The sequence below is a fragment of the Kineosphaera limosa NBRC 100340 genome, from assembly GCF_000298215.1.
Classification (GTDB): Bacteria; Actinomycetota; Actinomycetes; order Actinomycetales; family Dermatophilaceae; genus Kineosphaera; species Kineosphaera limosa.
Genome location: NZ_BAHD01000067.1, coordinates 11,957 through 37,297 on the forward strand (window position 1 = coordinate 11,957; position 25,341 = coordinate 37,297).

Here is a 25,341-nt window from a genome sequence, read left to right on the forward strand (position 1 = left end):
ACGGCTCATCGCCGGCCCACGCTCGGGCGCCTCACCGGAAGGACCGGGCTCCCCTGCCGGCTCACCCTGGGTGCCACGGTGCCGCCCTGAGTAGCCCGAGTAGCCCGAGTAGCCCGGGTAAGGAGAGTGAGACGACCCGGAGTCGTTGACCGCGGACCGACGTGCCGCGGGAGCCTGGCGGGCGCTGCGGTCGCGCACCGTCTCCTCCCGCACGGCGTCGGCCACCGCCAGGAGGTCGTCCTGCGCCACCGGCAGGTCTTCGAACCGGCTGACCAGGCGCACGACCTCCCACCCACGCGGGGCCGTGAGGCGCTCCGCGTGCTCGCCGCACAAGTCGTACGTGTGCGGCTCGGCGAAGGTCGCCAGAGGGCCGAGCACGGCGGTCGAGTCGGCGTAGACATAGGTGAGGGTCGCCACGGCAGGCCGCGGGCACGCGGTACGGGAGCAGCGACGCATGAGACTCACGCGCAAGAGCGTAACCCCGCAGGTCGCCTCCCACCGTGCCTGCCACGCCGAGGAAGGCGCCGCCGTGTCGTGGCGTTCGGGGCCGATGCCGGCAGCGCCGTAGAATTCTCTGTCATGCCGGAGTTCACAGACGCGCGCTCGCGGGCCGCGCGCATACGGCGACGCGACCGACACGGCCGAGGAGTGCGTGGGCCGTTCGCGTGGCCACGGGTACCGGTCATGACGAGCCGCTCGGATCAGTTCGACGAGCAGGTGCTCGACGCCGTCGAACGCATCGAACGGCGCCTGTGTCGACCCCTGCACGGGGTCGAGATCGCCGTCGAACTGGTGCCGCCGTCGGACCCGGCCCCCTGGGAACACCGGCAGGTGCCGCTGAGCCGGTTGTTTCCCGCCGAGGGCAAGCTGCCGGCCCGAATCGTGCTGTACCGCCGCCCGATCGAAACCCGGGCCGAGGACCCTCGCGATCTGCCCGCCATGGTCAACGACATCGTCATCGAGCAGTTGGCCGGAGCGCTCAACGTCGAACCCACCACGCTGGATCCGGACTATCGACGCGACGACTGAGCCGCACCGGCTCACCCACCGACCGCGCACCGGCTCCCCCCACCCAGGCACAGCAGAAGGCCGATGCCCCGGCCGCCACCTGCCGATTCGGCTGCAGGTCACGGTCGCGACATCGACCTTCGTAGGTGCGGGCCAAGCCCGCGCCGGGTCCGACTGTTTACCGTCAGACTGCGCGGTGCTTCAGCTTGCGTCGCTCGCGCTCACTGAGCCCGCCCCAGATGCCGAAGCGCTCGTCGTTGGCCAGGGCGTATTCCAGGCACTCGGCCCGCACATCGCACCCGACGCACACGCGCTTGGCCTCCCGGGTCGAGCCACCCTTCTCGGGGAAGAACGCCTCGGGATCGGTCTGCGCGCAGAGCGCCCGATCCTGCCAGGACAGTTGGGTCTCTTCGGTCTCCACTGCACTGAAGACCAGCTGCAAGTCGTTCATGGCCCCTCCTCGACCATCAGGCTTCGGTCGCATCAACGGACTCGCCGCCCTGAGTCCTGCGATGAAGCAACAACAAGGGAATTACACGCGTGTCATCCACGGAAGTCAACCCAAGATCTGTTAAAGAGATTCGACTGGTCGTCCAGGACGATTGCCCAGTTCAGCTACTCTCCCAAGCGATTTCAGCACTAACCAAGGTCGCACAAGCCTCCCGAATGTGACTGGCCGGTAACCGCTGCGCCCACGGGGACCAGCGCGGATAGGCGCCTGACAGACTGCCGCCCATGCGCATCACCGCTTTGGCCGGAGGGATCGGCGGCGCCCGCTTCCTGCGCGGCCTCCTCGACCACGTGCACGCCGATCCGGCCCTGCGAGAGAGCCAGATCACGATCATCGGCAACACCGGCGACGACATCACGCTGTTCGGGCTGCGGGTCTGCCCCGACCTCGACACCCTCATGTACACCATCGGCGACGGCATCGAGGAGTCGCAGGGCTGGGGACGCCGCAACGACACCCGAACGGTGCAAGGCGAACTCGCCGCCTACGGGGGGCAACCGCAGTGGTTCGGCCTCGGCGATCTGGACTTCGCGACGCACATCGTGCGCAGCCAGTGGCTGGGGCAGGGCTTGACCCTGTCGGAGGTGACCGGCCGCCTCGCGCAGCGATGGGGGTTGGCGCAGCGTGGGGTGACTCTGCTGCCGATGAGCGATGAGCCGGTGGAGACCCACGTTGTCGTCGACGACCAGGAGGCGGGCGAGGGGGCCACGCAGGCGATCCACTTTCAGCAGTGGTGGGTCGGGATGGGCGCCGGGGTGCCGGCACGGGCGTTCCACGCGATCGGCATCGATCGGGCGCGGCCGGCGCCGGGGGTCTTGGAGGCGATTCGGACGGCCGACGTCGTGTTGCTGCCACCGTCGAACCCGGTGGTGTCGATCGGGATCGTGCTGTCGGTGCCCGGGGTGCGGGATGCGCTGCGCGGCACCTCGGCGCCGGTCGTGGCTGTGAGCCCGATCGTCGGAGGGGCGCCGGTGCGCGGGCATGCGGATGCGTGCCTGGCGGCGCTGGGGTTGCCGACGACGCCGGAGGCCGTGGCGGGCTTGTACGCGGACTTCCTCGACGGCTGGCTGGTCGCGCCCGGGGAGGAGCATCGCGTGGGTGGCGGGGTGCGACTGCGGGCCGTGCCGCTGCTCATGCGGGAGCGGGAGTCGGCCGCGCGCCTGGCCGGGGACGCCTTGAGCTTGGGCGTGGAGTTGCGGGCGGAGCGGGCGTGAGCAGCGCAGCCTCGGGACTGTCGGTCATCCCGGTCGGCGAGGTCCCGGAGGTCGTCGAGGGTGACGACGTCGCGGCGTTACTGGCGCGAGCCTTGACCGGCTCGGACGCGGCATCCGACGCGGCGGCGGCGCTTCGGGACGGTGACGTGCTGGTCGTGTCGGCCAAACTCGTGTCCAAGGCTCTCGGGCTCCGCGCCCCAGAAGCGCACAAGGCCGCCCACGTGCTGGCCCAGTCGCGTCGGGTGGTTGCTGAGCGCGCGACCCCCTCAGGGGTGACCCGGATCGTGGAGTCGCTGGCCGGGCCGGTGCTCGCGGCGGCGGGCATCGATGCCTCCAACACGGGCTCCAGCGGGGCGGCGGACGGAAGCGTGCTGCTCCTTCCGGCGGATCCCGATGCGGAAGCCACCCAACTGCACACTTCACTGTGCGCTCTGCTCGGTCTGCGACGACTCGGTGTCGTGCTGTCGGACACCGCCGGTCGCCCATGGCGGGTCGGCCAGACGGACTTCGCCCTCGGGGCCGCCGGACTCTTGACGGTCGAGGATCTGCGCGATTCGCAGGACGCCGACGGTCGCCCGTTGAGCGTGACCGCGACAGCCGTGGCCGATGAGATCGCCGCGGCAGCTGATCTGGTCCGACCGAAGAACGCCGGCGTGGCGGCCGCCATCGTGCGTGGACTTCCGCCGCACCTGGTGCCAGGGGATGCCACCGACCTTGGGGATGCCACCGACCTCCCGCACCATCGGTGGCTAACGGCCCGGGAACTCGTGCGCACGGGACCAGGCGACTGGTTTGCGCTCGGCCATGTGGAGGCCGTGCGATCGGCCTTGGGTGCACCCCCGGGGACGGCGGAGGCTGTCGAAGTGGGGCTGCCGCAAGCTCGCGCGGGGACCGCCGCTACGGCCGTCGACAGCGCGGCCGGGAAGCGGTTAGCAGGCGGGGGCGACGCGGCGAGAGCGGACCAAGACGATGTGACGCAGCGGCTAGCCCGGGCCTGCCGGCTGGCGTTGAGCACCACCGGCATCTGCGACATCCCCCCGGGCCATCCCCGCGCTCCGACCCGACCGGTAGCCCCGGCCATCGACCTGAGCGGGGTGCGACCGGACGTCGTTCAGCAGGGCATCAACCTCTCCGGAACCCACGAGGTGAGCCTGGGCGTCGCCGCCGCTCGCCTCCTGGTGGCCTTGGAGTCGGAAGGACTGCACGGGCGCATCACCGAGCACACGCCCGGCCAACGCCCCGGCGCCCCTTCACACCTGCGCATCGTGTTGCTCTGAGACCCGGCCACTGCCCTGCTGGCCTCTTCCGAGAGCAGGGGTACGACAGCGTGTCCGTGGCGGCGATCGCCAAGGCTGCCGGCGTCTCGCACATGACGTTCTTCCGGCACTTTCCGACGAAAGAGTCGGTCGTCGTCGGGGACCTCTTCGACCCGGCACTGGCGGCCGCCGTGGCGGCCCAGCCGCGCTCGCGGACACCCCTTCAGCGCACGGTTCACGGGGTTCTCGGCGCCGTGGCCTCACCCGAGGGTACGCAGGAGCTGGCGTCGGCCGAGTTTGCGGATCGGATCCGACTCATCGCTGCAACGCCATCGCTGCGCGGAGCGGTCTGGGCCTCCTCCGCAGCGACGCAGGATGCTCTCTTCTACGCCTTGGTCGAGTCGGGCTCCCCCGGGCCCGCCGCCCGCGCCGCGGCCGGCGCCCTCATGGGCGCTGCCACCGCGATCCTGCTCGATTGGGCGGCCACAGCGCAGACAGGCAACCCCATACGGGCCCTCAACGAAGGCCTCGAGAGCCTCATCGGGGCGTCACCGTGAGCGCAACCTTGGCTATCGAGGACGCGCACGTCGCCCTGAGCGGTCATCCCGTACTTCGGGGGTTCACCCTCGAACTGGTTCCGGGCCAGGTGCGGGCGCTCATCGGGCTCAACGGCGCGGGCAAGACCACGGCATTGCGGGTGGCCCTCGGCATGCTCGCACCCGACGCCGGACGAGTGTTCTTGCACGGGCAGGACATCCGGTGGGGGCCGAGGCGCGCGTGGCGAACGGTCGGACACCTGGTCGAAGTGCCGGCGACCTACCCGGAGCTGACTGCACGCGAGAACATCGCGGACACGGCCCGCCTGCACGGAGCGGATCCGCACGAGGCAGCCCGCCGCGCGCAGGGCCTGGCCGAAGCCCTCGGGATGGGCGACCGCCTCGACACCCGCGTCCAACGCCTCTCGCTGGGCACCCGCCAGAAGATCGGCCTGATCAGCGCGCTCTCACACGAGCCCACGGTGGCGATCCTCGACGAACCGACCAACGGCCTCGACCCGCTCGCCATTGTCGCCTTCCGCAACGAGGTGCGCCGCCTGGCCGCCGCCGGTCGGTCGATCCTGCTGACCAGCCACCACTTCGACGAACTCGCGCGCATCGCCGACCACGTCGACATCCTCCACCGCGGCCGCATCATCGACACGGTCACCCCGGACGGTCGGGATTTGGAGAAGGTCTTCTTCGACAGGGTCGTGGCGTCCGACCTGGCCGACCGGGAACTCGCATGACGATCACCCTCGACCCCGTCGTGCCCATCGAGTGCCGCAAGATCTGGCGGGCGGCGGGGAGTCGGATCGCAGCCCTCGCCGTCCTTGCCCTGGTGTCCGCCACATCTATCGGTGGATATGCCGCGGCCGTCCACCGTCCCGGCTCCGACCTGGGCCGCAAGGCCGCCGCGATGATCGCCGGGCCGGGCTGGGACGGGTACGTCGGGCTGACAGCGCTCAGCCTGGGAGTCACGGTCCTGCTCAGCACCGGAATCGTCGTGGCCCGGATGGTGGGCCGTGAGTTCACCGACGGCACCGTGGTCGGCCTGTTCGCCATCCCGACCTCGCGGAGCAGCGTCGCGTTGGCCAAGATCTCCGCCTGCCTGTGCTGGGGGGTCGCGCTGGTCCTCGCCCAGAGCACCGTGTCGGCGCTCGGCGGGGTCGCGCTCGGACTCCCCCTCGCCGGCGCCCTCGGGTGTTGGCTCACCCTCGTCGCGACCGGGCTGAGCGTCGTCGTCAGCGCCGTGCCCGTGGCCTGGGTCGCCACCCGCTGGCGCGGCTACCTTCCGGGCATCGGGGCGACCCCTCGCCGTCGTCGTGGTCACCAATCTCGCGGCCGGGTTCGGGCTCGGCCGGTACCTGCCCTGGGCCGTCCCCGTCCTCTGGGCGACCCCCGGCTCGGATATCTCGGCCCTTGCGTTGTGCGCCCCTCTCGGCGTCGGCCTTCTCGGAGCGTGGGCGACCCATAGCTCGTGGACTCACCTCCAGCTTGGCCGACGCTGAGCGGCGCCGCGGGTGTCGACTCGCGTCTACTCGCGTCGGCTCCACGGCCGCTGAGGCCAGTTCCGGTGCGACGGAATGCAACTCACGTACAAGACTTTTCTACGAACATCTGTAGCCAACAGAGCCTCTGAACGGTAGGATTAGCGCATCACGACGACAGGTTGATGTTACGTAAGGCGGTGGTCATGTCTGCTCTTTCTGGTGCGCCCGCGCACTGTGATGACGCGGTGACGGCTGCTGCTTTGAACGCCGACCCCTGCGCGGGGTCGCTCGGGATTCCCGTGACGGCTGAGATGCTCGACTACCTGCTCACCCACGGCCGGTGGCCTGATGTTGTGATCCGCGATGGGCAGCCGCAGCTGCTTGAGGAGTTCCTCGCCGGGTTGACCCCCGATACTGCGGGCGTCGAGCAGGCCGCCATTGTCGAGTCGGTCGAGTCGGCGAAGTCGGTCGAGTCGGCTCCAGCGGATCCCACCCCGTCCGACCCTGCCAGTGCCGATCCACCCAGTGCCGATCCACCCAGTGCCGATCCGATCGCTGAGGCGGCGACCACCGCAGAGGTGGCTGACGGGCCGTCGGCGGCTGGCGTCGAGGTCAACGACGTTGACGAGGGCCCTGCGGCGGACGCAGGGCCGCAGATCGGGTCGGGGATTCCCGAGGGGTTCGCGCTGACTGACGCGTCGGCGGAGTTGCAGGCGCTGCAGGGGCTGGCGACGCGGGTGGAGGTCCGGCGGTCGGAGCTGTTGGGGTGGATGGTCGATCGGCAGGTCGAGTCCGACCTGGAGCGGTGGAGGGCCGAGTGTGGGCATGAGCGGGAGCCCAGCGCCGCCCGGCTGGAGGCCGTGACACGCGCCGCCCGGGCCTCGATCGTGGACACCGTCGTCACGGTGTGCGGCGGGCAACGCAGCCCCTGGGCCAACCGAGCGCGGGTCGCGACCGCCCCGACCCACCTGGCCCAGCTGATCGACCCGGCGATCGCCGACGGCTCGGTGACCGTGGACCAGGCCGCAAGTCTGCTGCGTGAATCCCGAGACCTGGGCCTCTCGCAGTATCGGCGGGCGCGGATGCTGCACGGCGTCATCAGCCACGCCCGCAGTTACCGCCGGGAGCGGGGGCTGCCGGTCTCCCAAGCACTGTTCCGCCGCCGCCTGCGCCGTGAGGCCGCGCGATGGGCCACGCCCGAGCAGCGGGTCGACGCCGTCCAGGCCAACCGGCACGTCGACCTACGCGGCGCCGACGACGGTCCGCGACCCTGCAGATCCACGGCCCCGAAGCCCGGCTCGTGGCCGCGATGACCCGCGTCGATGCGATCGCCCGCGCCGTCAAAGCCGGCGGTGACGCACGGACCCTGGCCCAGCTCCGCGCCGACACCGCCCTGGACCTGCTGACCTTCGGGCAACCCGCCGACGGGGCGGCCACCAGCGTCGATCACCCCGGCGCGGGGGGCTGGCCTGCCGCGGTCGTCAACATCGTGGTCTCCGCCGCGTCGCTGCTCGGCGCGAACAACGAGCCGGGGCTGGTCGAGGACGTCGTCGTCGACGCGGCCACGATCCGGGACATGGCCCACGCCGCCGGGAGCGTGTGGCGGCGGATCGTGGCCGACCCCGTCACCGGCTACGCGATGAACACGGTCATCGACACCTACCGACCCACCGCGGACATGGCCCGCGCCGTCCGCGCCCGCGACGGACACTGCCGCGCCCCCGGCTGCGTCCACCCCGCCGCCCGGGCCGAGTTGGATCACGTCCACGAACGACGCGACGGCGGACCCACCAGCGGGAACAACCTGCAAGTTCAGTGCACGCGGCACCACACCCGCAAAAGCAACCGGCACTGGTCGGCCACCCTCGACCCCGACGGCGTCGTCACCTGGCGACTCGCCGACGGCACCACCACACGCACCTACCCCATGGACTACCGCGACCTCGGCCTCCACACCATCGAACGCAGCAACCCCGGCAGCGACCCCCGCCCCGGCAGCGACCCCCGCCCGGGTCGCGACCCCCGCCCCGGTAGCGAGGCCTTCGCCGACGGACTCGACGACGACGGCCCTGAAATTCCTGCGCCGTGGGGAGCCGACGACTCCGACCTCGTTGGCTCGGATGGGTTCTACGGCTGGCGCATCCCACCACCTCCCGACCAGGCAGGCAGCACCCAACCGGGCGATGGCATCCCGGCCGCGAAGGCCCGAACCAGCGAAGCAGGCCCCATCCCCGACGGGCCCCTCGAAGGCTTCCACGCCTCCCGGCACCGCGACGTCACCCAGGAGAACCAGCGCCTGCGCGCCGAGCACGACGGCCTGCGCGCAGAACGCGACGACCTCCGCACCCGCCTCACCGACCTCACCAGCCGCCTCGCGCCTGAACCCCCACCGTTCTGAGCCGCGCCCGGGTGCTGAGCCGCGCCTGGCCAGCGGGGGCAGCGCGCTCCTACCAGCGGGTCGGCAGGTGCGTCGGCAGGGAGCGGCGGGCGCCGTGGCGCTCGGGGGCGATGCCGAGCAGTTCCACGTAGCGCTGCACCCGGTAGCGGTGACCGACGTAGGGGCGCAACAACACGGCCAACTCCTCGTCGTCCACCGGCTCCCCCGTGAGGGCCACACCGATGTTCCGGGCCACGTGGTAGTCGCCGAAGCTCACCGCGTCCGCGTCCCCGAGCGCGATGTGGGCGACCTCCGCTGCCGTCCACACCCCGACCCCGGGCACCGCCATGAGCCGCGCCCTGGCCTGCGCCGACGGCAGCCCCACGCAGCGCTCCAGGCTGCCGGCCACCCGCAGGGCACGCATCACGGTGTCCGACCGCTGCGAATCGACACCCGCCCGCAGCCACTCCCACGACGGGATCAACGCCCACTCCCGCGCCGTCGGCGGCGCCATGAGCGGCCGCTCCCCCGCGACGCCCGGCCGGCCGGCTGGACCCGGCGCCGGCTGCCCGTACCGACGCACCAGCCGGCGGTAGGAGGTGAACGCCTCCGCACCAGTCACCCGTTGCTCGATGATCGAGGGCACCAGTGCCTCGATGACCAGTCCTGTGGCGGGCACCCGCACGCCCGGCCAGCGGTCGGTCGCCCGGCGCAGCACCTCGTGCTCCGGCACGAATCCCGACGGATCGTCCAGGCCGCCGCACATCGCCGGCAGCCGCTCCGGCGAGGCCGTCAGCCACTGCGCTCCCGGTCCCCACGCTCGCACCACCACCGGCTCGCCCGGGGCGGGCTGGGCCACTCGCATCGTCAGGGGCCCGGTCGGGGTCCCCCACGCCTTGATCACCACCCGGCCGCGGCGAGCGAACGTCGGGTCGCCGCCGCCTCGGCGCAACGCCGACCAGGTGGCGATCACGTCGACGTCACCAAGCCGCAGTGGTTCGACGTCGACGCACTCGGCAGACGCCGTCGCGTCGTGTTCGCCTGCGCTCACCCCGCGACCATAAGCGCCCGCGCCGACAACGCCCACACGGCGCCGCGACCAGGCTGACAACACCGCGCGACCGGACTGCCAACCCGTAACCGCGCCACCTACCCTGGGGCCATGACGAGCGCGACGACGTTGCCGGAACTGCTCGAAACCCTCGCCTCCGGTCCCGCGGCCACCGCCCCTCGGCTGACGCACTACGACGGGGCCGAACGCATCGAGCTGTCCGGCAAGGTGCTGAGCAACTGGGTCGCCAAGGCCGCCAACCTGCTGATCGAGGAGGCCGACGCAGCCCCCGGCACCAAGGTGCGCCTCGACCTGCCCGCCGGGCACTGGCGCGCCGCCTACTGGGCCCTGGCCACCTGGGCGGTCGGCGCGACCCTGTGCCTGCGCGGCTCGGGCCAGGAGGCCGACGTCGTCGTCACCGACTCTCCGCAGTCCCTCGGCCGTGACGCCCGGCCTCTCGTTGTCGGCGTCACCCTGCAGGCCCTCTCCCGCAGCTTTCCCGGAGCGCTCGACTCCGCGGCCCTCGACGAGGCCGCGATCCTGGCCACCTACGGCGACCACCTGGACGTCGACGAGGAACCCGACCCCGCCGACCCCGCCGTCATGGCAGGCGGGCAGGTCACCACCTTCGAAGACCTCGTCGGCGCGACCACAGCGCGACCCGAGCGGGTGCTGCTGCTCGCCCCGCACGACCAAGCCCTCGCCCTCCAGGCCGCCCTGACCGCCTGGTCCGGAGGCGGATCGGTCGTCGTGGTGCGCGCCCAGCCCGGCGCCCAGGGCTCCTCGGCCGTCGTCGACGGCGCCGTCACCGAACGGCTCGTCGCCACCGAGCAGATCACCCGCATCGTCGCTGCCGACTGAGGCTACGCAGCCTCGCCTCCCGAGTGGCTTACCTCGGCGCCTGGGCGATGACGGCGCGCCAGGTCGTCGGGTCGACGATGCCGGTGGGCTGCAGGCCATAGCGTGCCTGCACCGTCATGACGGCGGACCGCGTCTGCGGGCCGAACTGCCCATCGGCGCGCAGCCGCAGCGCCTGCTGCAGCGACGTGACGGCCCGCCCCGTCTGACCCGGCCGCACCGTCGTCGACTGGTAGCCCAGCCACGGGAACTGCGCGAGCTCGAGCCGGTTCCACGTCTTGAGGTCCGTGCGGCCCGTCGCCGGCAGTCGCCAGGACCGCTGGAACGCCATCAGCGCCGTGCGGGTGCGGGCGTCGAACGTGCCCGTCGACTGGACCTTCAGCCCCTTCTGCACGACCCGCACCGGGGTGCCCTTGGCCCCGAGACCGAACCGCAGGTTCTTGTACGGCGTATACCGGTTCGTCACGGACGCCGGGAGACCCCGCGTGGGCGGCTGTGTCACGGTCGGCTCCGGCGCGCTGCCGGGGGGCGCGCTGCTGGGCGGCGTCGAGGTATTGGGAGTCGTCGTCGGCGTCGCGTTGACAGACGACGGCACCAGCCGCGCCCACGTCGCCTTGTCGAGCACGCCGGTGCGAGGTAGGCCCTCGTTGCCCTGGTAGGCCAGCACCGCCCGACGGGTGCCCATGCCGAAGTCGCCGTCGGCGGTGATGCCCAGCACCCGCTGCGCCACGGCGATCGACGCGTGCTTCTGCCCCGGCTGGAACACCGGGTAGCTGGAGTTGGGGGCGGGCACCGTCGTCGGGCAGGAGCCGGTGCGCCGTCCCGTGTAGATCGGCGCGGGCGAGCTCGCGTACACCCGGCACGGTCCAAGGTCGGAGGCGGTGACGGCCGAGCCGGTCCACCACGAGGTGCGCTTCATCGCGCCGTCCCACGTCAGGGACACGTGGATGTGGTCGGTGTGCGGGTTCGCACCGGTGTAGGTCTGCCAGCCCCGCTCCGGAGCGTAGGCGCGCCACATCTGCCGGTTCCAGATGAGGTACATCACGCCGAGCCGGCGGGCGTTCTCCCCGTTGTTGGCGCTCAGCCACTCGGTGGCGGCGTTGCCGACGGCCAGTTCGTCGGGCTTGGTCGAGTCCAGCATCCAGTCGATCGCGCGGCCCTCCATGTGCTCGCTCTGGCTGGCGTTGCACAGGCGGGAGATGCCGGCGCGTCCGACGCCGTAGTTCGACACCATGAGCTCGCGGAACGCGACGGCACCAGGCTTGTCGACCGGATCGCAGGAGTTCTGCCCGATGTAGCTGGGCCGGGCATCGAGCATCGCCGGCAACGCGCGAGTCGCGACCGGACCGGTGAGCGCGGCCACCCTCATCGCCGAGCGCGCGGCGGACAGCTGCCCGCCGGCCTGCGGCGCGGTCTTCTGCGCGGAGAACGAGGGCGAGTGCGAATGCGTCAGCCCCGCGGCCCGGTCGGCGGCGTCGGCCTGCCGCACGACGGCGCCGATGTCTCCCTCGTCCGGCATCGAGGATGGGGAGACGGTGTCGGCGGCCGCGCTGGGCGCCATCGCGACAGCCAGGGGGCCGAAGGCGGTGGCGGACGCGATCAACACGATTGCGGCGCGGCGGATTGCGCGGTTCGACATGCGGGGTACACCTCGTGGGACGACGGGGTGAAGCACCTCGCCCGCCACAGTGCGGGGACAGCGGCCGGTGTGCTCCGGGGACCGGTGCTCCCATCGGCAGCTACACCGCGTTCGTTGAGTCGCCGTACGCTTTCCTGACCAGTTCGTTAGAGTCCAAGCATGGACAAGGTCGTTGCTAGCGCCGCCGAAGCGGTCGCCGATATCGCAGACGGAGCGTCCCTCGCGGTGGGGGGCTTTGGGATCTGCGGGATCCCCAGCGTGCTCATCCAAGCCATCCACGAACGCGGTGTGAGTGACCTGACGGTCGCCTCGAACAACTGCGGGATCGATGACTGGGGCTTGGGGATTCTGCTCGCTGACCAGCGGATCTCGAAGATGATCGCCAGCTACGTCGGCGAGAACAAAGAGTTCGCCCGCCAGTACCTCGGCGGTGAGTTGGAGGTGCACCTCACCCCGCAGGGCACCCTCGCCGAGAAGATGCGCGCCGGGGGCGCGGGCCTCGGCGGCTTCTACACCCTCACCGGCTCCGGCACCCAGATCGCCGAAGGCGGCCTGCCGCTGAAGTACGACAGCGAAGGCAATATCGCCAAGGCCTCGGAGGCCAAGCCGACCCGCACCTTCACCGTCGACGGCGAGGAGAAGGAGTTCGTCCTCGAGGAGGCGCTGCGCTGCGACTTCGGTGTCGTGCGCGCCTGGAAGGGCGACCGGCACGGCAACCTCGTGTTCCGCCAGGCCGCCCGCAACTTCAACCCGCCCGCCGCGATGTGCGGCAAGGTGACGATCGCGGAGGTCGAGCACCTCTTCGACCCCGGCGAGATCGACCCCGACGAGGTTCACCTCCCCGGCATCTTCGTGCAGCGTGTGGTGCCGCTGACGCCCGAGCAGGCGCACGACAAGCGCATCGAACGGCGCACCGTGCGCCCGGCCGAAGATGCGCGCCACGACGAAGTCAAGTTCTCGGCGAAGTGAGGGATGGTCTGACATGGCACTGACACGCGAGCAGATGGCCGCGCGCGCGGCAACCGAGCTCAAGGACGGCGACTACGTCAACCTCGGCATCGGTCTGCCGACGCTCGTCCCCAACTACGTTCCCGACGACGTCGAGCTGGTCCTGCAGTCCGAGAACGGCATCCTGGGCGTCGGCGCCTACCCCATCGAGGGCGACGAGGACGCCGACCTCATCAACGCCGGCAAGGAAACCGTGACGGTCCGCCGCGGCGCGAGCTTCTTCGACTCGGCCACGAGCTTCGGCATGATCCGCTCCGGCAAGGTTGACGCCGCAATCCTCGGGGCGATGCAGGTGAGCCAGAACGGCGACATCGCCAACTGGATGATCCCCGGCAAGATGGTCAAGGGCATGGGCGGCGCGATGGACCTCGTGCACGGCGCCCGCAAGGTCATCGTGCTCATGGAGCACGTCGCCAAGAACGGTGACCACAAGCTGCTCGGCGAGTGCGAGTTGCCGCTGACCGGCAAGGGTGTGGTGCAGCGCATCATCACCGACCTGGCCGTCATCGACGTCACCGACGACGGTTTCGTGCTGCGCGAGCTGGCCGAGGGCGTCACCGAGGACGAGGTCCGCGAGAAGACCGGCGCCCCGCTGAAGGTGGCGTTGGCTTAGCGGCGCGCGGTGGTCGACACCGGCGGGGTGGGCGTGACGACGAACCAGTCGGAACGCAGCTTGAGCACCTGACGCATCTTGGTACCGGAGACGGTGACGGTGCGGCTCGTACCGGTCAGCTGCATCTCCTGCACGCGGCCACCGAGGGCGCCGCGGCCGTCGCGCTTGAGCACCCGCACGTCGACGAGGCGCCCCAGCCCGAACTCCTTCTCCAGTCGCGCCACCGGCGCCACCGCGTTCCAGGCCGTGTTCGGGTTGCGCATGCGACCGTCGTAGGGGTCGGCCTTGGCGACCTGGTAGTACGGGCCGGCCGCGACCGTGAAGCCGCCGTTGCTCGCCGAATACTCCGCGAACGCGAACGGCGAGTTGGCCGCCTTGCCGGCCCGCATCACGGTGCCGCTGGTGGCCGCGATGGCCCGGTCGGTGCGCTCGTACTCCTGGGTGGTGCGCACGCCGGCGCGGTTGTACGTCGCGGTCCCCTTGAAGACCTGGCAGGAGATCGTGTCGCAGATGTCCCACAGCGCGCCGCGGGCCCGCTGCCGGTCGCGGTAGGCCGCCGCGTAGGTGCGGGCCGCGACCGACTGGGCCCCCAACGCTTCGATGTGCCAAGACGTCGGCATCTCGCTCGGCACGACGCCCCGCAGGTAGGTCTCCATCGGCGTGTTGAGCACCGTGATCATCGAGGTGCCCGACATCGTCGCGAAGACGTTGCCGCGCAGATCCTGGCTCGTGCCGTTGGGCAGGGCGAGGCGCACGACACCACTGTTCGTGCGGAAGACCAACACCCCGCCGGCCGCGCCGCGGAAGCTGCGCTGCGCCTTCCACGTGCCCGCCGCGTCGCGGTACTGCAAGGTGATGCCGTTGGGGTAGCGCACGGCCCGCCACGCCGTGTAGTTCGGGCCCGTCGGCAGGGCCGTGACCGTGCGGCCGTGCGTCACCGACAGACCCGGCGCCGGCAGCACCGTCGTGTCACCGTCCTTGTCGGCCGTGATGTGCACCCGGATGGTCGAGTTGCCGACCGACGTGCGGGTCGTGCCCGGGTAGTAGAAGTCGAGGATCTGGGCCCACGCCAGGCCCGCGTCCGCCGCCCCGTAGGCGCCCCACTGACTCATGCCCCGCCCGTGACCGAAGCCGCGGCCCGCCAGGGTGAACGACCCCGACTCCGGCCGCTGCACGACCTCCTCGGCTGCCTGCGCCGACGGCGCGAGCGCGATACCGCCGATCGTGCCGGTCGCCGCGATCGCCGTCGCCGCCGCCGCGGCGGCCAGCCGACGGCCGGTGCGGTACCCGGGGCGGCCGGCAGAGCGGTGCACTGCACGGGAGGATCGAGGGGTGCGGGAAGCGGCGTTGGGGCGCGGGCTCATGGCCTCCCCATCGACCGCGCCCGTGTCCGTCTTGACGCAAACGTGACATTTTCTGCCCGGACGCAGGTGGCCGAGCTCACGTCCAGTTGGTCAGTGCCGCAACGACTCCCGTTGCATGAACGCCCCCTGGGGGCAGCCTGGACAGCCGCTTAGAGCTGTTGTGTCTGCCCCGTCCGCGCCGACTCGATGGCGGCCTCGGCCACGCGCACAGTCGCCAGCCCCTGAGCGAGGGTCACGATGTCCGCCTCCTTGCCCAGCACCGCGTCGCGGAAGTTCTCGTGCTCGACCTGCAGCGGCTCGCGCTTGGGGATCGCATATCGAATGACGTCCCCCTCCGAGACGCCGCGGAAGCGCGCGATATCGCTCCACGTCGTCTTCACCGAGCCGTTGGCGTGGAAGGTCAGGTCCGCGGTGAGGGTGTCGGCGACGAAGGCCCCCTTCTCGCCCGTGATGATCGTGACCCGCTCCTTGAACGGCGAGAGCCAGTTCACGAGGTGGCTGGTCACCGTGCCGTCGGCGAGTTGGCCGGTGATCGAGACCAGGTCCTCGTACTCGCGGCCGCTGCGATAGGCCGTACGGGCCGCGACCGACGTGAACGGTTGCTGGCGCACCCACGAGGTGAGGTCGATGTCGTGCGTCGCGAGGTCCTTGACGACCCCGACGTCGGCGATGCGCGCCGGGAACGGACCCTGGCGGCGGGTGACGATCTGGTACACGTCGCCGAGGTCGCCCTCCTCCAGCCTGCGGCGGGCCTGCTGCAGCGCCGGGTTGTAGCGCTCGATGTGCCCGACCGCCCCGACGAGTCCGGCCTGCTCGAAGGCGTCGGCGATGAGCTGGGCCGCCGGCGTGTCCTGCGCCAGCGGCTTCTCGATCATCGCGTGCACCCCGGCGTTCGCCAGGGCCAGGGCCACCGGCTCGTGGTAGATCGTCGGCACCGCGACCATGCAGTAGTCGAGCTTGTGCTCCAGCAACTCCTCGATGGTGGAGCACAGCGGCCGCCCCTTGGCGACGCCGTGCGGGTCCTCCCCCGAGGCGTCGGCGACGGCTACGAGCTCGACCCCCGGCAGCCCGGCCAGCACCCGCCCGTGGTGGCGGCCCATCATGCCCAGGCCGATGAGGCCGGCGCGCAGCGTCGTCATCACGCACCCGCCTTCGCCAGCGCGTTGACCGCCGCGACGATCCGCTCGAGGTCACCGGTCGTCAGCGAGGGGTGCACCGGCAGCGACAGGCACTCCCGGGCCGCCTGCTCGGTCTGCGGCAGGTCTTCGTCGCGGGTGCGGCCGGCGAACGGCGCCAACCGGTGGTTGGGCACCGGGTAGAACATGCCCGAGCCGACGTTGTACTGCTCGCGCAGCGCCGCCGCGAAGCCGTCGCGGTCCTGCGGCACCCGGATCGTGTACTGGTGGTAGACGTGCACCGCACCGTCGGCGACCGGCGGGGTCGTGACCCCCTCCAGGTTGGCCGACAAGAACGCCGCATTCTCCTGCCGCTTGGCCGTCCACGCCCCGACCTTCTTGAGCTGCTCGCGCCCGATGGCAGCGTGGATGTCGGTCATCCGGTTGTTAAAGCCGACGACCTCGTTGTGGTACTGCTTTTCCATCCCCTGGTTGCGGTAGAGCCGCATGAGCCGGGCGATGTCGCCCGTGGCGCACGAGACCATGCCGCCCTCGCCGGAGGTCATGTTCTTCGTGGGGTACAGCGAGAACATCGCGAACGAGCCGAAGGCACCCACCGGAGTGCCGTTCAGCGAAGCACCGTGCGCCTGCGCCGCATCTTCGAACAACTGCAGCCCGTGCTTGTCGGCGACCGCGCCCAAGCCCGGCATGTCGGCGGGGTGCCCGTACAGGTGCACCGGCATGATGCCGACGGTGCGCTCGGTGACGACCGCCTCGACCGCCGCGGGGTCCAGGCAGAAGGAGTCGGCGGCGATGTCGGCGAACACCGGGGTCGCACCGGTCAGCGCCACCGAGTTGGCGGTCGCCGCGAAGGTGAACGACGGCACGATCACCTCGTCACCGGCCTTGACACCGCTGGAGAGCAGGCCCAGGTGCTGGCCGGAGGTGCCCGAGTTGACCGCGACGCACTCGCGCCCCAGGCCGAAGTGCGCCGCGAACTCCTCCTCGAACGCCTTGACCTCCGGGCCCTGCGCCAGCATCCCGCTGCGCAGCACGCGGTCGACCGCGGCACGCTCCTCCTCACCGATGAGCGGCTTGGCGGGTGGGATGAAATCGTTCATGCCTCGTAGTGTCCCTTCAGGTGAGCGCACGTCGTCGCGGCACACCTCGTCGCGGTACGTGAGAATGTCTGCGGGTCAAGCACGTGCAGACCCCTGCAGCAGACTATCGCGCGACCCCCCGGCACAAGCCCGCACGACCCTCGATGTCGCGCGACTCCTGGCAAACGAATGACCACTCGCAAACGAAAGGCCACCCGTGAAGGTCCTCAGCGTCGTCGGCGCCCGCCCCCAGTTCGTCAAGCTCGGCCCGGTGGCCCAGGCACTCGCCCGCACCGGCGACATCGAGCACGTCATCGTGCACACCGGGCAGCACTACGACGCCGCGATGAGCGATGTGTTCTTCGAGGACCTCAAGATCCCCGCCCCGGACGTACACCTGGGCGTCGGCTCGGGCAGCCACGGCGTGCAGACCGGCGCGATGCTGACCGGCCTGGACCCCGTGCTGGAGGAGCACCGGCCCGACTGGGTGCTCGTGTACGGCGACACCAACTCGACGCTGGCCGCTGCCGTCGCTGCCGTGAAGATGCACCTGCCGGTGGCCCACCTCGAGGCCGGGCTGCGCTCGTTCAACCGCCGCATGCCCGAGGAGCACAACCGGGTACTCACCGACCACGCCTCCGACATCCTGCTGGCCCCGACGCAGGTCGCCATGGACCACCTGGCGACCGAGGGCCTGGCGCAGCGGTCGGTGCTCGTCGGCGACGTCATGACCGACGTCTGCCTGCTCGTCCGTGACGGGGTCGCCGACACCCCCATCGAACTGCCGGACTCCATGGACGCCCACGCCCCGTACCTGTTGGCCACGATCCACCGCCCCGACAACACCGACACACCGCAGCGGCTACGCGCGATCGTCGAGGCGATGCGCGACCTGTCGACCCCCGTGTTGCTGCTCGCGCACCCGCGCCTGGTGGCCAAGGCCGCCGCCCACGGCATCGAGCTGACCGGCGGAAACCTGCACCAGACGGCGCCCTTCGCCTACCCCCAGATGGTGCGGGCCGTCATGGGCGCCGCCGGGGTCGTCACCGACTCCGGCGGCCTGCAGAAGGAGGCCTTCCTGCTCGACACCCCGTGCACGACGATCCGCCCGGAGACCGAGTGGGTCGAGACGTTGGAGGGCGGCTGGAACATCCTCGACAACGACCTCACACAGTTGCGTGACGTTGCAGTGCGGGAGCGGCCGACGGGCGACAAAGGCACCCCCTACGGCGACGGCCACGCCGCCGACACCGTTGCCTCCGTGCTGCGCGAACACGCCCGCTGAGGCGGCCGATCTGCGGTCGCGAAGACGCTCCGCCACGTCGTGATGAGCCTGTGAAGAAGGCGTGACGGCCTGGTGAGAACCGCTGCCTAACGTCATGGTCATGCGCTCGACACATCAGGGGGTCGCGGCGCAGCCAAGACCGAAAGAGGCACGATGACGATGAAGACCCGCAGCATCGCAACCGCAGTTCTGGCCGGCTCGCTGGCTGTGGCGGGCACGGGAATGGCGGGCATGGCGTCGGCTGCACCGACCCAGGCTCCGACCGGCGCCACGGTGGCCGCCAAGAGCGTCCTCGGTGGCAAGCCGACCCCGAGCAAGCCCCGCCCCAAGCCGGCGCCCAGCAAGCCCGGCACGGCGTTCACCGCATACGGCAACACGTGGCGGGCCGTGGTCGACCGCGGGGTGCTGCGCGTCGAGGGCAACAGCAAGGCGCTGCGCGGCATCAACGGGCCGATCAAGGTCAAGCGTTCCGCGTTTGCCAAGGGCGTCGAGTTCACCGGCCGCTCCAAGGGCCGCACCATCGCTCTCGTCGTGCGCGCCGGCCAGTGCAAGGACACCGCGGGCCAGAACACCGGTCAGCGGGCGACCCTGACCATCGGCAAGCAGCGCTTGACCGGCTGCGCTGTCCCCGGCGCCAAGCAGACCGCCAACACGTAAACCGCAGCTCCAGGGGGTCAAAGCCACGTCGGTTCGGCGGCGCCGTAACCGGAGATGGGTCGCTCGATCGTCGTCGCGTCCACACGTATGGGGGGTGGCACGGCGACGAGACTCCCGTGGGGGCTGGACAGGGCCACCTGCGGCACCGTCATGGGGACCGGTGCCGCAGGTGGCGGGGGTGGCATGGCCAGCAAGGTACGGGCGGCACCGAGCAGGCTGATCCGCACGAGCCCGGCACGGGCCTGGGCGAGTAGATCGAGTACGCGAGCGGCGAGAACGTAGCCGCTGGCGTGATCGAGCGCTTGCACCGGCAGCGCGCCGGGCTCGTCGCCGTCGCCGCAGCTGGTGGCGATGCCAGAGGCGGCCTGCACGATGGAGTCGAAGCCGGGGCGACGTGCCCACGGGCCGCTCTCACCCCAGGCCGACAGCGAGGCGACGACGAGCCGGGGATAGCGGCGACGCAGCTCCTCGGGGTCCAGGCCGAAGCGGTCCAGCGACCCCGGCCGGTAACCCAGCAATACGACATCCGCGGCAGGCAGCAGCCCCTCGTGCAGCAGCCGCTCGCTTGGCACTGCGCCGCTCGATTGCAGGTCCAGCACAGTGGACCGCTTTCCCATGCCGTTGGACAGGTACTGATCGAGCAGCTCGGGCCGGTGCGGCGAGTCGATGCGCAGCACGTCGGCGCCCAGGCAGGCCAGCAGCTGCGAGCAGGTCGGACCGGCGATGACCCGGGTCAGGTCGAGCACCCGCACCCCTGCCAACGGCAGGTCACCGGCCGGCGCCGGTGCCAGCGCCGGGCGCGGCGCCCCGAGGTCGACACGCACCCAAGGGTCGCCGGCACTCGCCGCTCCGTGCGCCTGCTCGGCCCACTCCGCCCGGGTGCGCACAGCGACGGCGATACCGCCGGCCGCGCGCACCCGGGTCTCGACGTCTGCGGCGGCGAGCCGCCCGATCACCTCCTCCAACGCGGCACGGTCGGCCTCCCCCGAGGCGGTGGGCAATCCCAATGCGGCGGTCAGTGCCGCCGCGTGATGGGGATAGTTGGCGTGCAGACGCACCCACCCGTCGCGCGCGGCGACGAAGCCCGACAGCGGAGCCCAGCCGCGCGTACCGCGCCCGTCGATCTGCAGATGCTCCATCGCCGCGAACGAGGCCGCCACGAGCTCGGGGGTGGTGTCGGCGACGAGCTGCCGCCCGCGCGCCGCGCCCAGCCGCGCGACGGCTTTGACCGCCTCATCGACGGCGGACCAGGCGAGCCCCTGGGCGTCGAGTGCGCATCTCCACCAGCGCCGCCCGTCGGCTACCGGCAACGGCCCGCTCAGGCCTTGCCCACCGTGCGGAAGGCCACGCCCTCGAAACGGGCGGGGTCGAGCACCCGGCGGCCGTCGACGACGAGCTGCACGCCCGGCAGGTCGGTGGCCGACAGCTCTTTGTACTCTGCGTGGTCGGCCTGCAGGATCGCGACGTCGGCCTCGTCGCCGAGGTGGTAGGCGTCGAAACCGAACGCGCCGAGCTCGTCGTCGCTGTACATCGGGTCGTGCACGAAGGCCTGAGCGCCGAGGTCGCGCAGCGCCTGGACCGTCGGGAAGACCCCGGAGAACGCGGTCTCCTTGACCCCGCCGCGGTAGGAGGCGCCGAGCACTGCGACCCGCTTGCCGGCCAGGTCACCGAGCGCCCCCTGGGCCAGGCCCACCGTGTAGCTCGGCATCGCCGCGTTGGCCTCGCGGGCAGCGCGCACGACCGTTGCGTCGGGGTCGTTCCACAGGTACAGGCGCGGGTAGACGGGGATGCAGTGGCCGCCGACGGCGATGCCGGGACGGTGGATGTGGCTGTACGGCTGGGAGTTGCTGGCCTCGATGACCTGGTAGACGTCGATGCCGTTGGCCGCCGCGAACGCCCCGAACTGGTTCGCCAGGCCGATGTTGACGTCGCGGTAGGTGGTCTCGGCGAGCTTGGCCATCTCGGCGGCCTCGGCCGACCCCAGATCCCACACACCGTTGCCGCGCACCAGGTCGGGGCGCTCGTCGAAGTCCAGAACCGCCTCGTAGAACTCCTTCGCCTGGGCGGCCCCCTCCCGTGAGAGCCCGCCGATGAGCTTGGGGTACTTGCGCAGGTCCGCGAAGACCCGCCCGGTCAGCACCCGCTCGGGCGAGAACACGAGGTGGAAGTCCTGCCCCTGGGTCAGGCCCGAGCCCTCCTCCAGGAGGGGCAGCCAGCGCTCCCGAGTCGTGCCGACCGGCAGCGTCGTCTCGTAGGAGACGAGGGTGTCCTTGGTCAGGCCGCGGGCGATGTCCTTGGTCGCATCCGTCATCCAGCCGAAGTCGGGGATGCCCTCGGCGTCGACGAACAGCGGCACGACGACCACGACGGCATCGGACTGTGCCACCGCCGCGGCCGTGTCGGTGGTCGCCTCCAGGTAGCCGGCCGGTACGAGTTCGGCGAGCTTCTCGGCCAGGTGCGCCTCGCCGGGGAAGGGCTCCTGGCCGGCGTTGACCTGCTCGACGACGGCGGGATTGACATCCGCCCCGAAGACGTGGTGTCCCTTGCTCGCGAACTGCACCGCCAAGGGCAGGCCGATCTTGCCGAGTCCGACGACGGTGATATTCAAGGAGTCCTCACTTGGGTTGGGCGGAACGGGGTATCCCGGCCGAAAGCCTAGAGCCTCGCAGCACTCGATCTGCGCTCGGCACGGCCGCGGGCGACCCCCAGGCCTGTTCGCCCTCCAGCATCAGAGCCTCGCAGGCGCGCACCACGCGGGGGTCGAATTCGTGCCCCAGCCCCAGGTAGAGCCGCTCGATCGCCTGCGCGGGGTCGCGCGCCTCCTCCCCCAGATAGTCGACATAGGCGTTGGCGACTTTGACGATGCGGGCCCCCAGCGGCAGCCCGATCCGTGCCCCGATGACCCGGTGATAGGGCACCGCCTGGTGTCGCACGATGTCGGCAACGTCGCTGAACGTGCCCGTGTAGTCGACGATGCGCGCCCCTTGTCGCGCGATGTGCTCCTGGTCGCTGGGGGCGGCAAGCACCGTGGCCCCGCGCGGCAACGGCCGGGTCAGCCCCAACTGCCCCGTGTCGTGCAGCATCGCGGCCGACTCCAGGGCGGCCAACTCCCGCTCCCGCAAACCCAGTCGCACCCCGATGCCGACCGCGACGGCGGCCACCGCCTCCGCGTGCCCGGCCGGCACCCGCCCCGCCAGTTCGGGCAGCCGGGACAACGCCCGCACGATCTGCCGATAGGTGTGCCGGGTCTGCAGGTACCGACCGAACGCCAGCTGACTGACCGACAGGGGCACGAGCAGCAGGGGGATGGCGGCCAGCCCCAACACCCGCTCGGCCATGGCCAGCACGACCGCCGTGGCCGCGATCGCGATGCCCAGGCCCGCGCCGACGCTGATCTCCGCGGTCGTCTCCCGAGCCCAGGCCAGGCGTTCGCCACGCGAGCGCGCCCAGACCCGCGCCGGCGACTCCGCCAGCAGCACCAGGCACACGATGATCGTCAGCAGGATCGCTTGGAGCCACTGCGGCCACCCCAACAGCTGCTGGGCGAGGGGTCCCCCGGGCCAGGGCACGTCCCGCACGAGCACACTGACGATCGTCACCGAGCCGGTGCGGATCACCGCGTCGGCCGCGGCTTCGCGGCGTTCGGTGGGCGAGCCGTGTCGACGGGCGGTGAACCAGTCGAGGAGTTGGGCGGCGACGACCACCCCGACGATCTGCCACGTCGCGATGCCGAGCGCGTCGTGGTCGGGCAGGCCCGTGGTCATGGCGAAGGCGATGCCGGCCGCGGCCGCCGTCGGTGCCGTCGGCAGCCGCCACAGCAACTGGATGCGGAAGCGCTCGGTGAGCACCAACGTCGCGAAAAAGATGATGAGAGTCGCGTGCTCGGGTGCGGGGAACGCCGCCCGGTCGCTCTCCACGAAGAGCACGCCGAGGAAGAGCAGACCGAGCCAGGCGAACAGCCAGCGGCCGCTGATCGCCGCCGGCACCCGGGTCGGGGCGGGCGGGGCCTGATCGGCGTGGCGGCCGGCCGGCGGCAGGATGCCGCGCTGCTGGGCCAGGGCGATCGCGTCGCCGACCAGGGGATCTGCGTGCCGCAACCTCTTGCCCGCGCCCCGGCGCGCCCGCAGCGGCGCGGTCGCAGGCTCCTGCGCCTGCGGGTCGGCGCGATCGGGCACATCGAGGCTGCCATCGGGCGAGTCGGTGATGAGCCGCTCGAAAGTCTGCACGAGCGCAGGATCGAAGTCGCTACCGCTGCGCCGACGCAGTTCGTCGAGCGCCGCTTGCCACTGCACCGGGCGCGTCGGCCCGGAGTCTCGCCAGGCGCGCGCCTCGAAGGCGTCGACGATGGCCAGCACCCGGGCCGGCAGCGGGATCGCCGGGCCCGCCAGGCCGTCCGGATATCCGGTCCCGTCCCACCGCTCGTGGTGGTGGCGCACGGCCGCCGCCGCATCGCGCAGAAATCCGATGTCGTGCAGAACCTGTTGCCCGGTCACCGGATGGGAACGCAGGATCCGCAGGTCCGCGGCGGTCAACTCGCCGGCCTGCCGGCGGTCGGTCTCCCGCGGAATGGCGACCATGCCGATGTCGTGCAGCAGTGCGCCATAGCGAACCGCGTTGGCGGCGCGCCGCGACAGTTCTAGACCCGGCTCGAATATCCGCAGGATCGCCTCGATTCGCCGGGCCCTGCGCTCCGCGCCCGCCGGCGAATGCCCCGCGGCCGCCAGCGCGTCGATAATTCGCTGCCTCGATCGGGATTCGGCGATGTACTGGACGTATGCCCAACGTGCCAGAAGCAGTGGCGCAACGATGAACGCCGCAGCCAACGCGCCGAGGCCGACCTGCTCCCAGAGCACCACGAACAAAAAGGCCGTCAGCGCGTATCCGAGGTAGACCGGAAGGGTCGCCAAGAAGGGCTCGAGCAACAGCCGCCAACCCGGCTCCTCATGCAGCCAGATCATCACCCCGACAAGCGCGGCGTTGATGAGACACAGCACGATGTCGGCGCCAACGAGAGGCACGGCGACATGCATCAGAAGTTCGCGACCGTCGGCCCCCGCCGGCACCGGCACCCAGCCGCCGAACGCCAGATAGCTGAGCCCGCTCAGGCCCCCGACCAGACAGGTCATCGCACTGTTGAAGAGCCGGGCCACGGTGGGCACCGGGCGCACATCCAGGAGTGGGATGAGCGCCCCGAGGATCGCGGCCCCGAACGGGCCGCTCATCGGGATGGCCGCCAGCAGGATGGCCGCCGTGAAGGACAGGTCGATCTGCGCCTCGCCCTCGACGTCACGCAGCCGCGCGCTGGCGGCCCCCAGCGCCAGCAGCACCAGCAGGCCCGGCAACTCCGCCAACCCCGGCCGATGCACCCACCAGGTGAGCACCAGCAGCGACGGCGCAGCCAGCCCCACGAGGGCCAGATAGGCCGGCATCAAGCGCAGCCGCCCGGGGCCCTGGGCAGGGCCCGTCGGCGACAACGGCGTGCTGTTCACGAAGCCAGGTTAAGTGCCGCAACAGATATGGGCCCGCACCTGCGCTCGCAGGTACGGGCCCATATCCCCGGCCGGCATCAGCCGTAGGCCGGCGCGCCGCAAAGATCCGCCGTGAGGCGCGCGCCGGATGACGGCAGCAGCGGTCGGCAGAGTGCTCGCGTCAGGCGACCGGGCGCGGGTGCCACCACCACGTACCAGCCGAAGAGTTCAGCTCCGCGGACGCCACGGGGCGGGGGTGCCACCACCAGGTGCGAGCGGCGCCGTTGGTCATGGTCTGGATACGGGTGTCGTTCATCACTAACTCCTATTGATCGGTCTCGAACCCGCATTAGCGGCATGGGTCCGGAAGTCTGAACTTGACCGAACGACAACGACTCTCGTCTCCCCTGTGCCGTCCGTCGAGACCATCGTTGCACCCGTCCCGAACGAAAGACCAACACCTTTACTAATTCTTGAACCAAATTTGGTTAGATCTAAGAACTCCGGGCCGAATTGCCCCGAAATTGTCTCTGCACACAACATCCTGTCACTTCTAAATGGACGTCCGACTTACTCGAGATGAGACGCACGTCTCCATGCTTCGGGTCTTGAATTGGTATAGCGATGGCTATACCACGGCACACCGAAACACCGCTTCGACGAAGTTTGCGGCCGGCGGCTGCGGGGGCGATCGAGGTTCACCGAGCACCCGCGTCGCGGCGCGCTCAGGCGTGGGTGAACCAACGCGTGAACTACAGGTGGCCAGCAGGCGTCGGGCCGGTTGCGTC

Annotated in this window: 23 protein-coding genes and 1 pseudogene; 13 read left to right on the plus strand and 11 right to left on the minus strand. The window is 71.0% G+C overall.

Annotated elements, in window-relative coordinates; translation table 11 throughout:
• Nucleotides 1–165: 165 nt before the first annotated feature.
• Nucleotides 166–465, minus strand: a pseudogene (locus KILIM_RS25120) (DUF3499 domain-containing protein); the annotation flags it as partial.
• 219 nt (nt 466–684) lie between these two features.
• On the opposite strand from KILIM_RS25120, the gene KILIM_RS16865 reads away from it, so the two are divergent.
• Entirely contained in the window at nt 685–1,029 is a 345-nt protein-coding gene (locus KILIM_RS16865) for a metallopeptidase family protein (protein WP_040563694.1), read from the plus strand.
• Nucleotides 1,030–1,192: 163 nt separating this feature from the next.
• On the opposite strand, the gene KILIM_RS16870 is transcribed toward KILIM_RS16865, so the two are convergent.
• The gene (locus KILIM_RS16870) at nt 1,193–1,459 is read right to left on the minus strand and encodes a WhiB family transcriptional regulator (protein ID WP_006593943.1); all 267 of its coding nucleotides are present in this window, start codon (nt 1,457–1,459) and stop codon (nt 1,193–1,195) included.
• A gap of 284 nt (nt 1,460–1,743) precedes the next feature.
• Between KILIM_RS16870 and cofD the strand changes: the two genes are divergently transcribed.
• From cofD to KILIM_RS22655, 7 genes are all read left to right on the plus strand, one after another.
• A complete protein-coding gene (gene cofD, locus KILIM_RS16875; protein ID WP_006593944.1) occupies nt 1,744–2,733 on the plus strand; it encodes a 2-phospho-L-lactate transferase in 990 nt (329 codons plus the stop codon).
• Nucleotides 2,730–4,010, plus strand: coding sequence for a coenzyme F420-0:L-glutamate ligase (locus tag KILIM_RS23455; protein ID WP_006593945.1), 1,281 nt, complete (start codon nt 2,730–2,732; stop codon nt 4,008–4,010). Before cofD ends, KILIM_RS23455 begins: the two co-directional genes overlap by 4 nt.
• Nucleotides 4,007–4,546 (plus strand): TetR/AcrR family transcriptional regulator, encoded by a 540-nt coding sequence (locus KILIM_RS16885; protein ID WP_040563701.1) that lies wholly within the window; start codon nt 4,007–4,009, stop codon nt 4,544–4,546. Before KILIM_RS23455 ends, KILIM_RS16885 begins: the two co-directional genes overlap by 4 nt.
• The gene (locus KILIM_RS16890; RefSeq protein ID WP_157551785.1) at nt 4,543–5,274 is read left to right on the plus strand and encodes an ABC transporter ATP-binding protein; all 732 of its coding nucleotides are present in this window, start codon (nt 4,543–4,545) and stop codon (nt 5,272–5,274) included. The genes KILIM_RS16885 and KILIM_RS16890 overlap by 4 nt, the downstream gene beginning before the upstream one ends.
• Nucleotides 5,271–6,002: an ABC transporter permease gene (locus KILIM_RS16895; protein WP_006593948.1), complete on the plus strand. Its 732-nt coding sequence runs from the start codon at nt 5,271–5,273 to the stop codon at nt 6,000–6,002. The genes KILIM_RS16890 and KILIM_RS16895 overlap by 4 nt, the downstream gene beginning before the upstream one ends.
• Before the next feature lie 315 nt (nt 6,003–6,317).
• A complete protein-coding gene (locus KILIM_RS16900; protein WP_040563695.1) occupies nt 6,318–7,331 on the plus strand; it encodes a hypothetical protein in 1,014 nt (337 codons plus the stop codon).
• A complete protein-coding gene (locus KILIM_RS22655) occupies nt 7,328–8,416 on the plus strand; it encodes an HNH endonuclease signature motif containing protein (RefSeq protein ID WP_006593950.1) in 1,089 nt (362 codons plus the stop codon). The genes KILIM_RS16900 and KILIM_RS22655 overlap by 4 nt, the downstream gene beginning before the upstream one ends.
• Before the next feature lie 49 nt (nt 8,417–8,465).
• Here the strand turns inward: KILIM_RS22655 and KILIM_RS16910 are convergent, their stop codons facing one another.
• The gene (locus KILIM_RS16910) at nt 8,466–9,446 is read right to left on the minus strand and encodes a DNA-3-methyladenine glycosylase family protein (RefSeq protein ID WP_157551787.1); all 981 of its coding nucleotides are present in this window, start codon (nt 9,444–9,446) and stop codon (nt 8,466–8,468) included.
• Between the two features lie 111 nt (nt 9,447–9,557).
• On the opposite strand from KILIM_RS16910, the gene KILIM_RS16915 reads away from it, so the two are divergent.
• Nucleotides 9,558–10,307: a TIGR03089 family protein gene (locus KILIM_RS16915; RefSeq protein ID WP_006593952.1), complete on the plus strand. Its 750-nt coding sequence runs from the start codon at nt 9,558–9,560 to the stop codon at nt 10,305–10,307.
• A gap of 28 nt (nt 10,308–10,335) precedes the next feature.
• On the opposite strand, the gene KILIM_RS16920 is transcribed toward KILIM_RS16915, so the two are convergent.
• Nucleotides 10,336–11,943 carry a peptidoglycan-binding domain-containing protein gene (locus KILIM_RS16920; RefSeq protein ID WP_006593953.1) on the minus strand — a complete coding sequence of 536 codons (1,608 nt, stop codon included), beginning with the start codon at nt 11,941–11,943 and terminating at the stop codon, nt 10,336–10,338.
• Nucleotides 11,944–12,102: 159 nt separating this feature from the next.
• Between KILIM_RS16920 and KILIM_RS16925 the strand changes: the two genes are divergently transcribed.
• Both KILIM_RS16925 and KILIM_RS16930 read left to right on the plus strand, forming a co-directional pair.
• Nucleotides 12,103–12,912: a CoA transferase subunit A gene (locus KILIM_RS16925; RefSeq protein WP_006593954.1), complete on the plus strand. Its 810-nt coding sequence runs from the start codon at nt 12,103–12,105 to the stop codon at nt 12,910–12,912.
• Nucleotides 12,913–12,925: 13 nt separating this feature from the next.
• Entirely contained in the window at nt 12,926–13,564 is a 639-nt protein-coding gene (locus KILIM_RS16930) for a CoA transferase subunit B (RefSeq protein WP_006593955.1), read from the plus strand.
• On the opposite strand, the gene KILIM_RS16935 is transcribed toward KILIM_RS16930, so the two are convergent.
• The 3 genes from KILIM_RS16935 to KILIM_RS16945 form a co-directional block, all read right to left on the minus strand.
• Nucleotides 13,561–14,877, minus strand: a complete 1,317-nt coding sequence (locus KILIM_RS16935; protein ID WP_051988855.1) for a SpoIID/LytB domain-containing protein — start codon at nt 14,875–14,877, stop codon at nt 13,561–13,563. The two genes, KILIM_RS16930 and KILIM_RS16935, sit on opposite strands and share 4 nt — an antisense overlap.
• Nucleotides 14,878–15,077: 200 nt before the next feature.
• On the minus strand, nt 15,078–16,067 hold the full coding sequence (locus KILIM_RS16940) for a Gfo/Idh/MocA family protein (RefSeq protein WP_006593957.1): 990 nt from the start codon (nt 16,065–16,067) through the stop codon (nt 15,078–15,080).
• Nucleotides 16,067–17,164 (minus strand): DegT/DnrJ/EryC1/StrS family aminotransferase, encoded by a 1,098-nt coding sequence (locus KILIM_RS16945; RefSeq protein WP_006593958.1) that lies wholly within the window; start codon nt 17,162–17,164, stop codon nt 16,067–16,069. The genes KILIM_RS16940 and KILIM_RS16945 overlap by 1 nt, the downstream gene beginning before the upstream one ends.
• A gap of 196 nt (nt 17,165–17,360) precedes the next feature.
• On the opposite strand from KILIM_RS16945, the gene wecB reads away from it, so the two are divergent.
• Both wecB and KILIM_RS22660 read left to right on the plus strand, forming a co-directional pair.
• Complete coding sequence (gene wecB, locus KILIM_RS16950) at nt 17,361–18,428, plus strand: non-hydrolyzing UDP-N-acetylglucosamine 2-epimerase (RefSeq protein WP_006593959.1); 1,068 nt, start codon at nt 17,361–17,363, stop codon at nt 18,426–18,428.
• A gap of 153 nt (nt 18,429–18,581) precedes the next feature.
• A complete protein-coding gene (locus KILIM_RS22660) occupies nt 18,582–19,085 on the plus strand; it encodes a hypothetical protein (protein ID WP_006593960.1) in 504 nt (167 codons plus the stop codon).
• A 17-nt stretch (nt 19,086–19,102) separates the two neighbouring features.
• Here the strand turns inward: KILIM_RS22660 and KILIM_RS16960 are convergent, their stop codons facing one another.
• The 4 genes from KILIM_RS16960 to KILIM_RS25125 all read right to left on the minus strand — a co-directional run bounded on the left by KILIM_RS16960 (nt 19,103) and on the right by KILIM_RS25125 (nt 24,869).
• Nucleotides 19,103–20,395 carry a CoA transferase gene (locus KILIM_RS16960; protein ID WP_006593961.1) on the minus strand — a complete coding sequence of 431 codons (1,293 nt, stop codon included), beginning with the start codon at nt 20,393–20,395 and terminating at the stop codon, nt 19,103–19,105.
• An 8-nt stretch (nt 20,396–20,403) separates the two neighbouring features.
• The gene (locus tag KILIM_RS16965) at nt 20,404–21,693 is read right to left on the minus strand and encodes a nucleotide sugar dehydrogenase (RefSeq protein ID WP_006593962.1); all 1,290 of its coding nucleotides are present in this window, start codon (nt 21,691–21,693) and stop codon (nt 20,404–20,406) included.
• A 7-nt stretch (nt 21,694–21,700) separates the two neighbouring features.
• A complete protein-coding gene (locus KILIM_RS22665) occupies nt 21,701–24,574 on the minus strand; it encodes an HD domain-containing phosphohydrolase (protein WP_157551788.1) in 2,874 nt (957 codons plus the stop codon).
• Between the two features lie 160 nt (nt 24,575–24,734).
• A complete protein-coding gene (locus KILIM_RS25125; protein ID WP_255247683.1) occupies nt 24,735–24,869 on the minus strand; it encodes a hypothetical protein in 135 nt (44 codons plus the stop codon).
• Between the last annotated feature and the right edge of the window lie 472 nt (nt 24,870–25,341).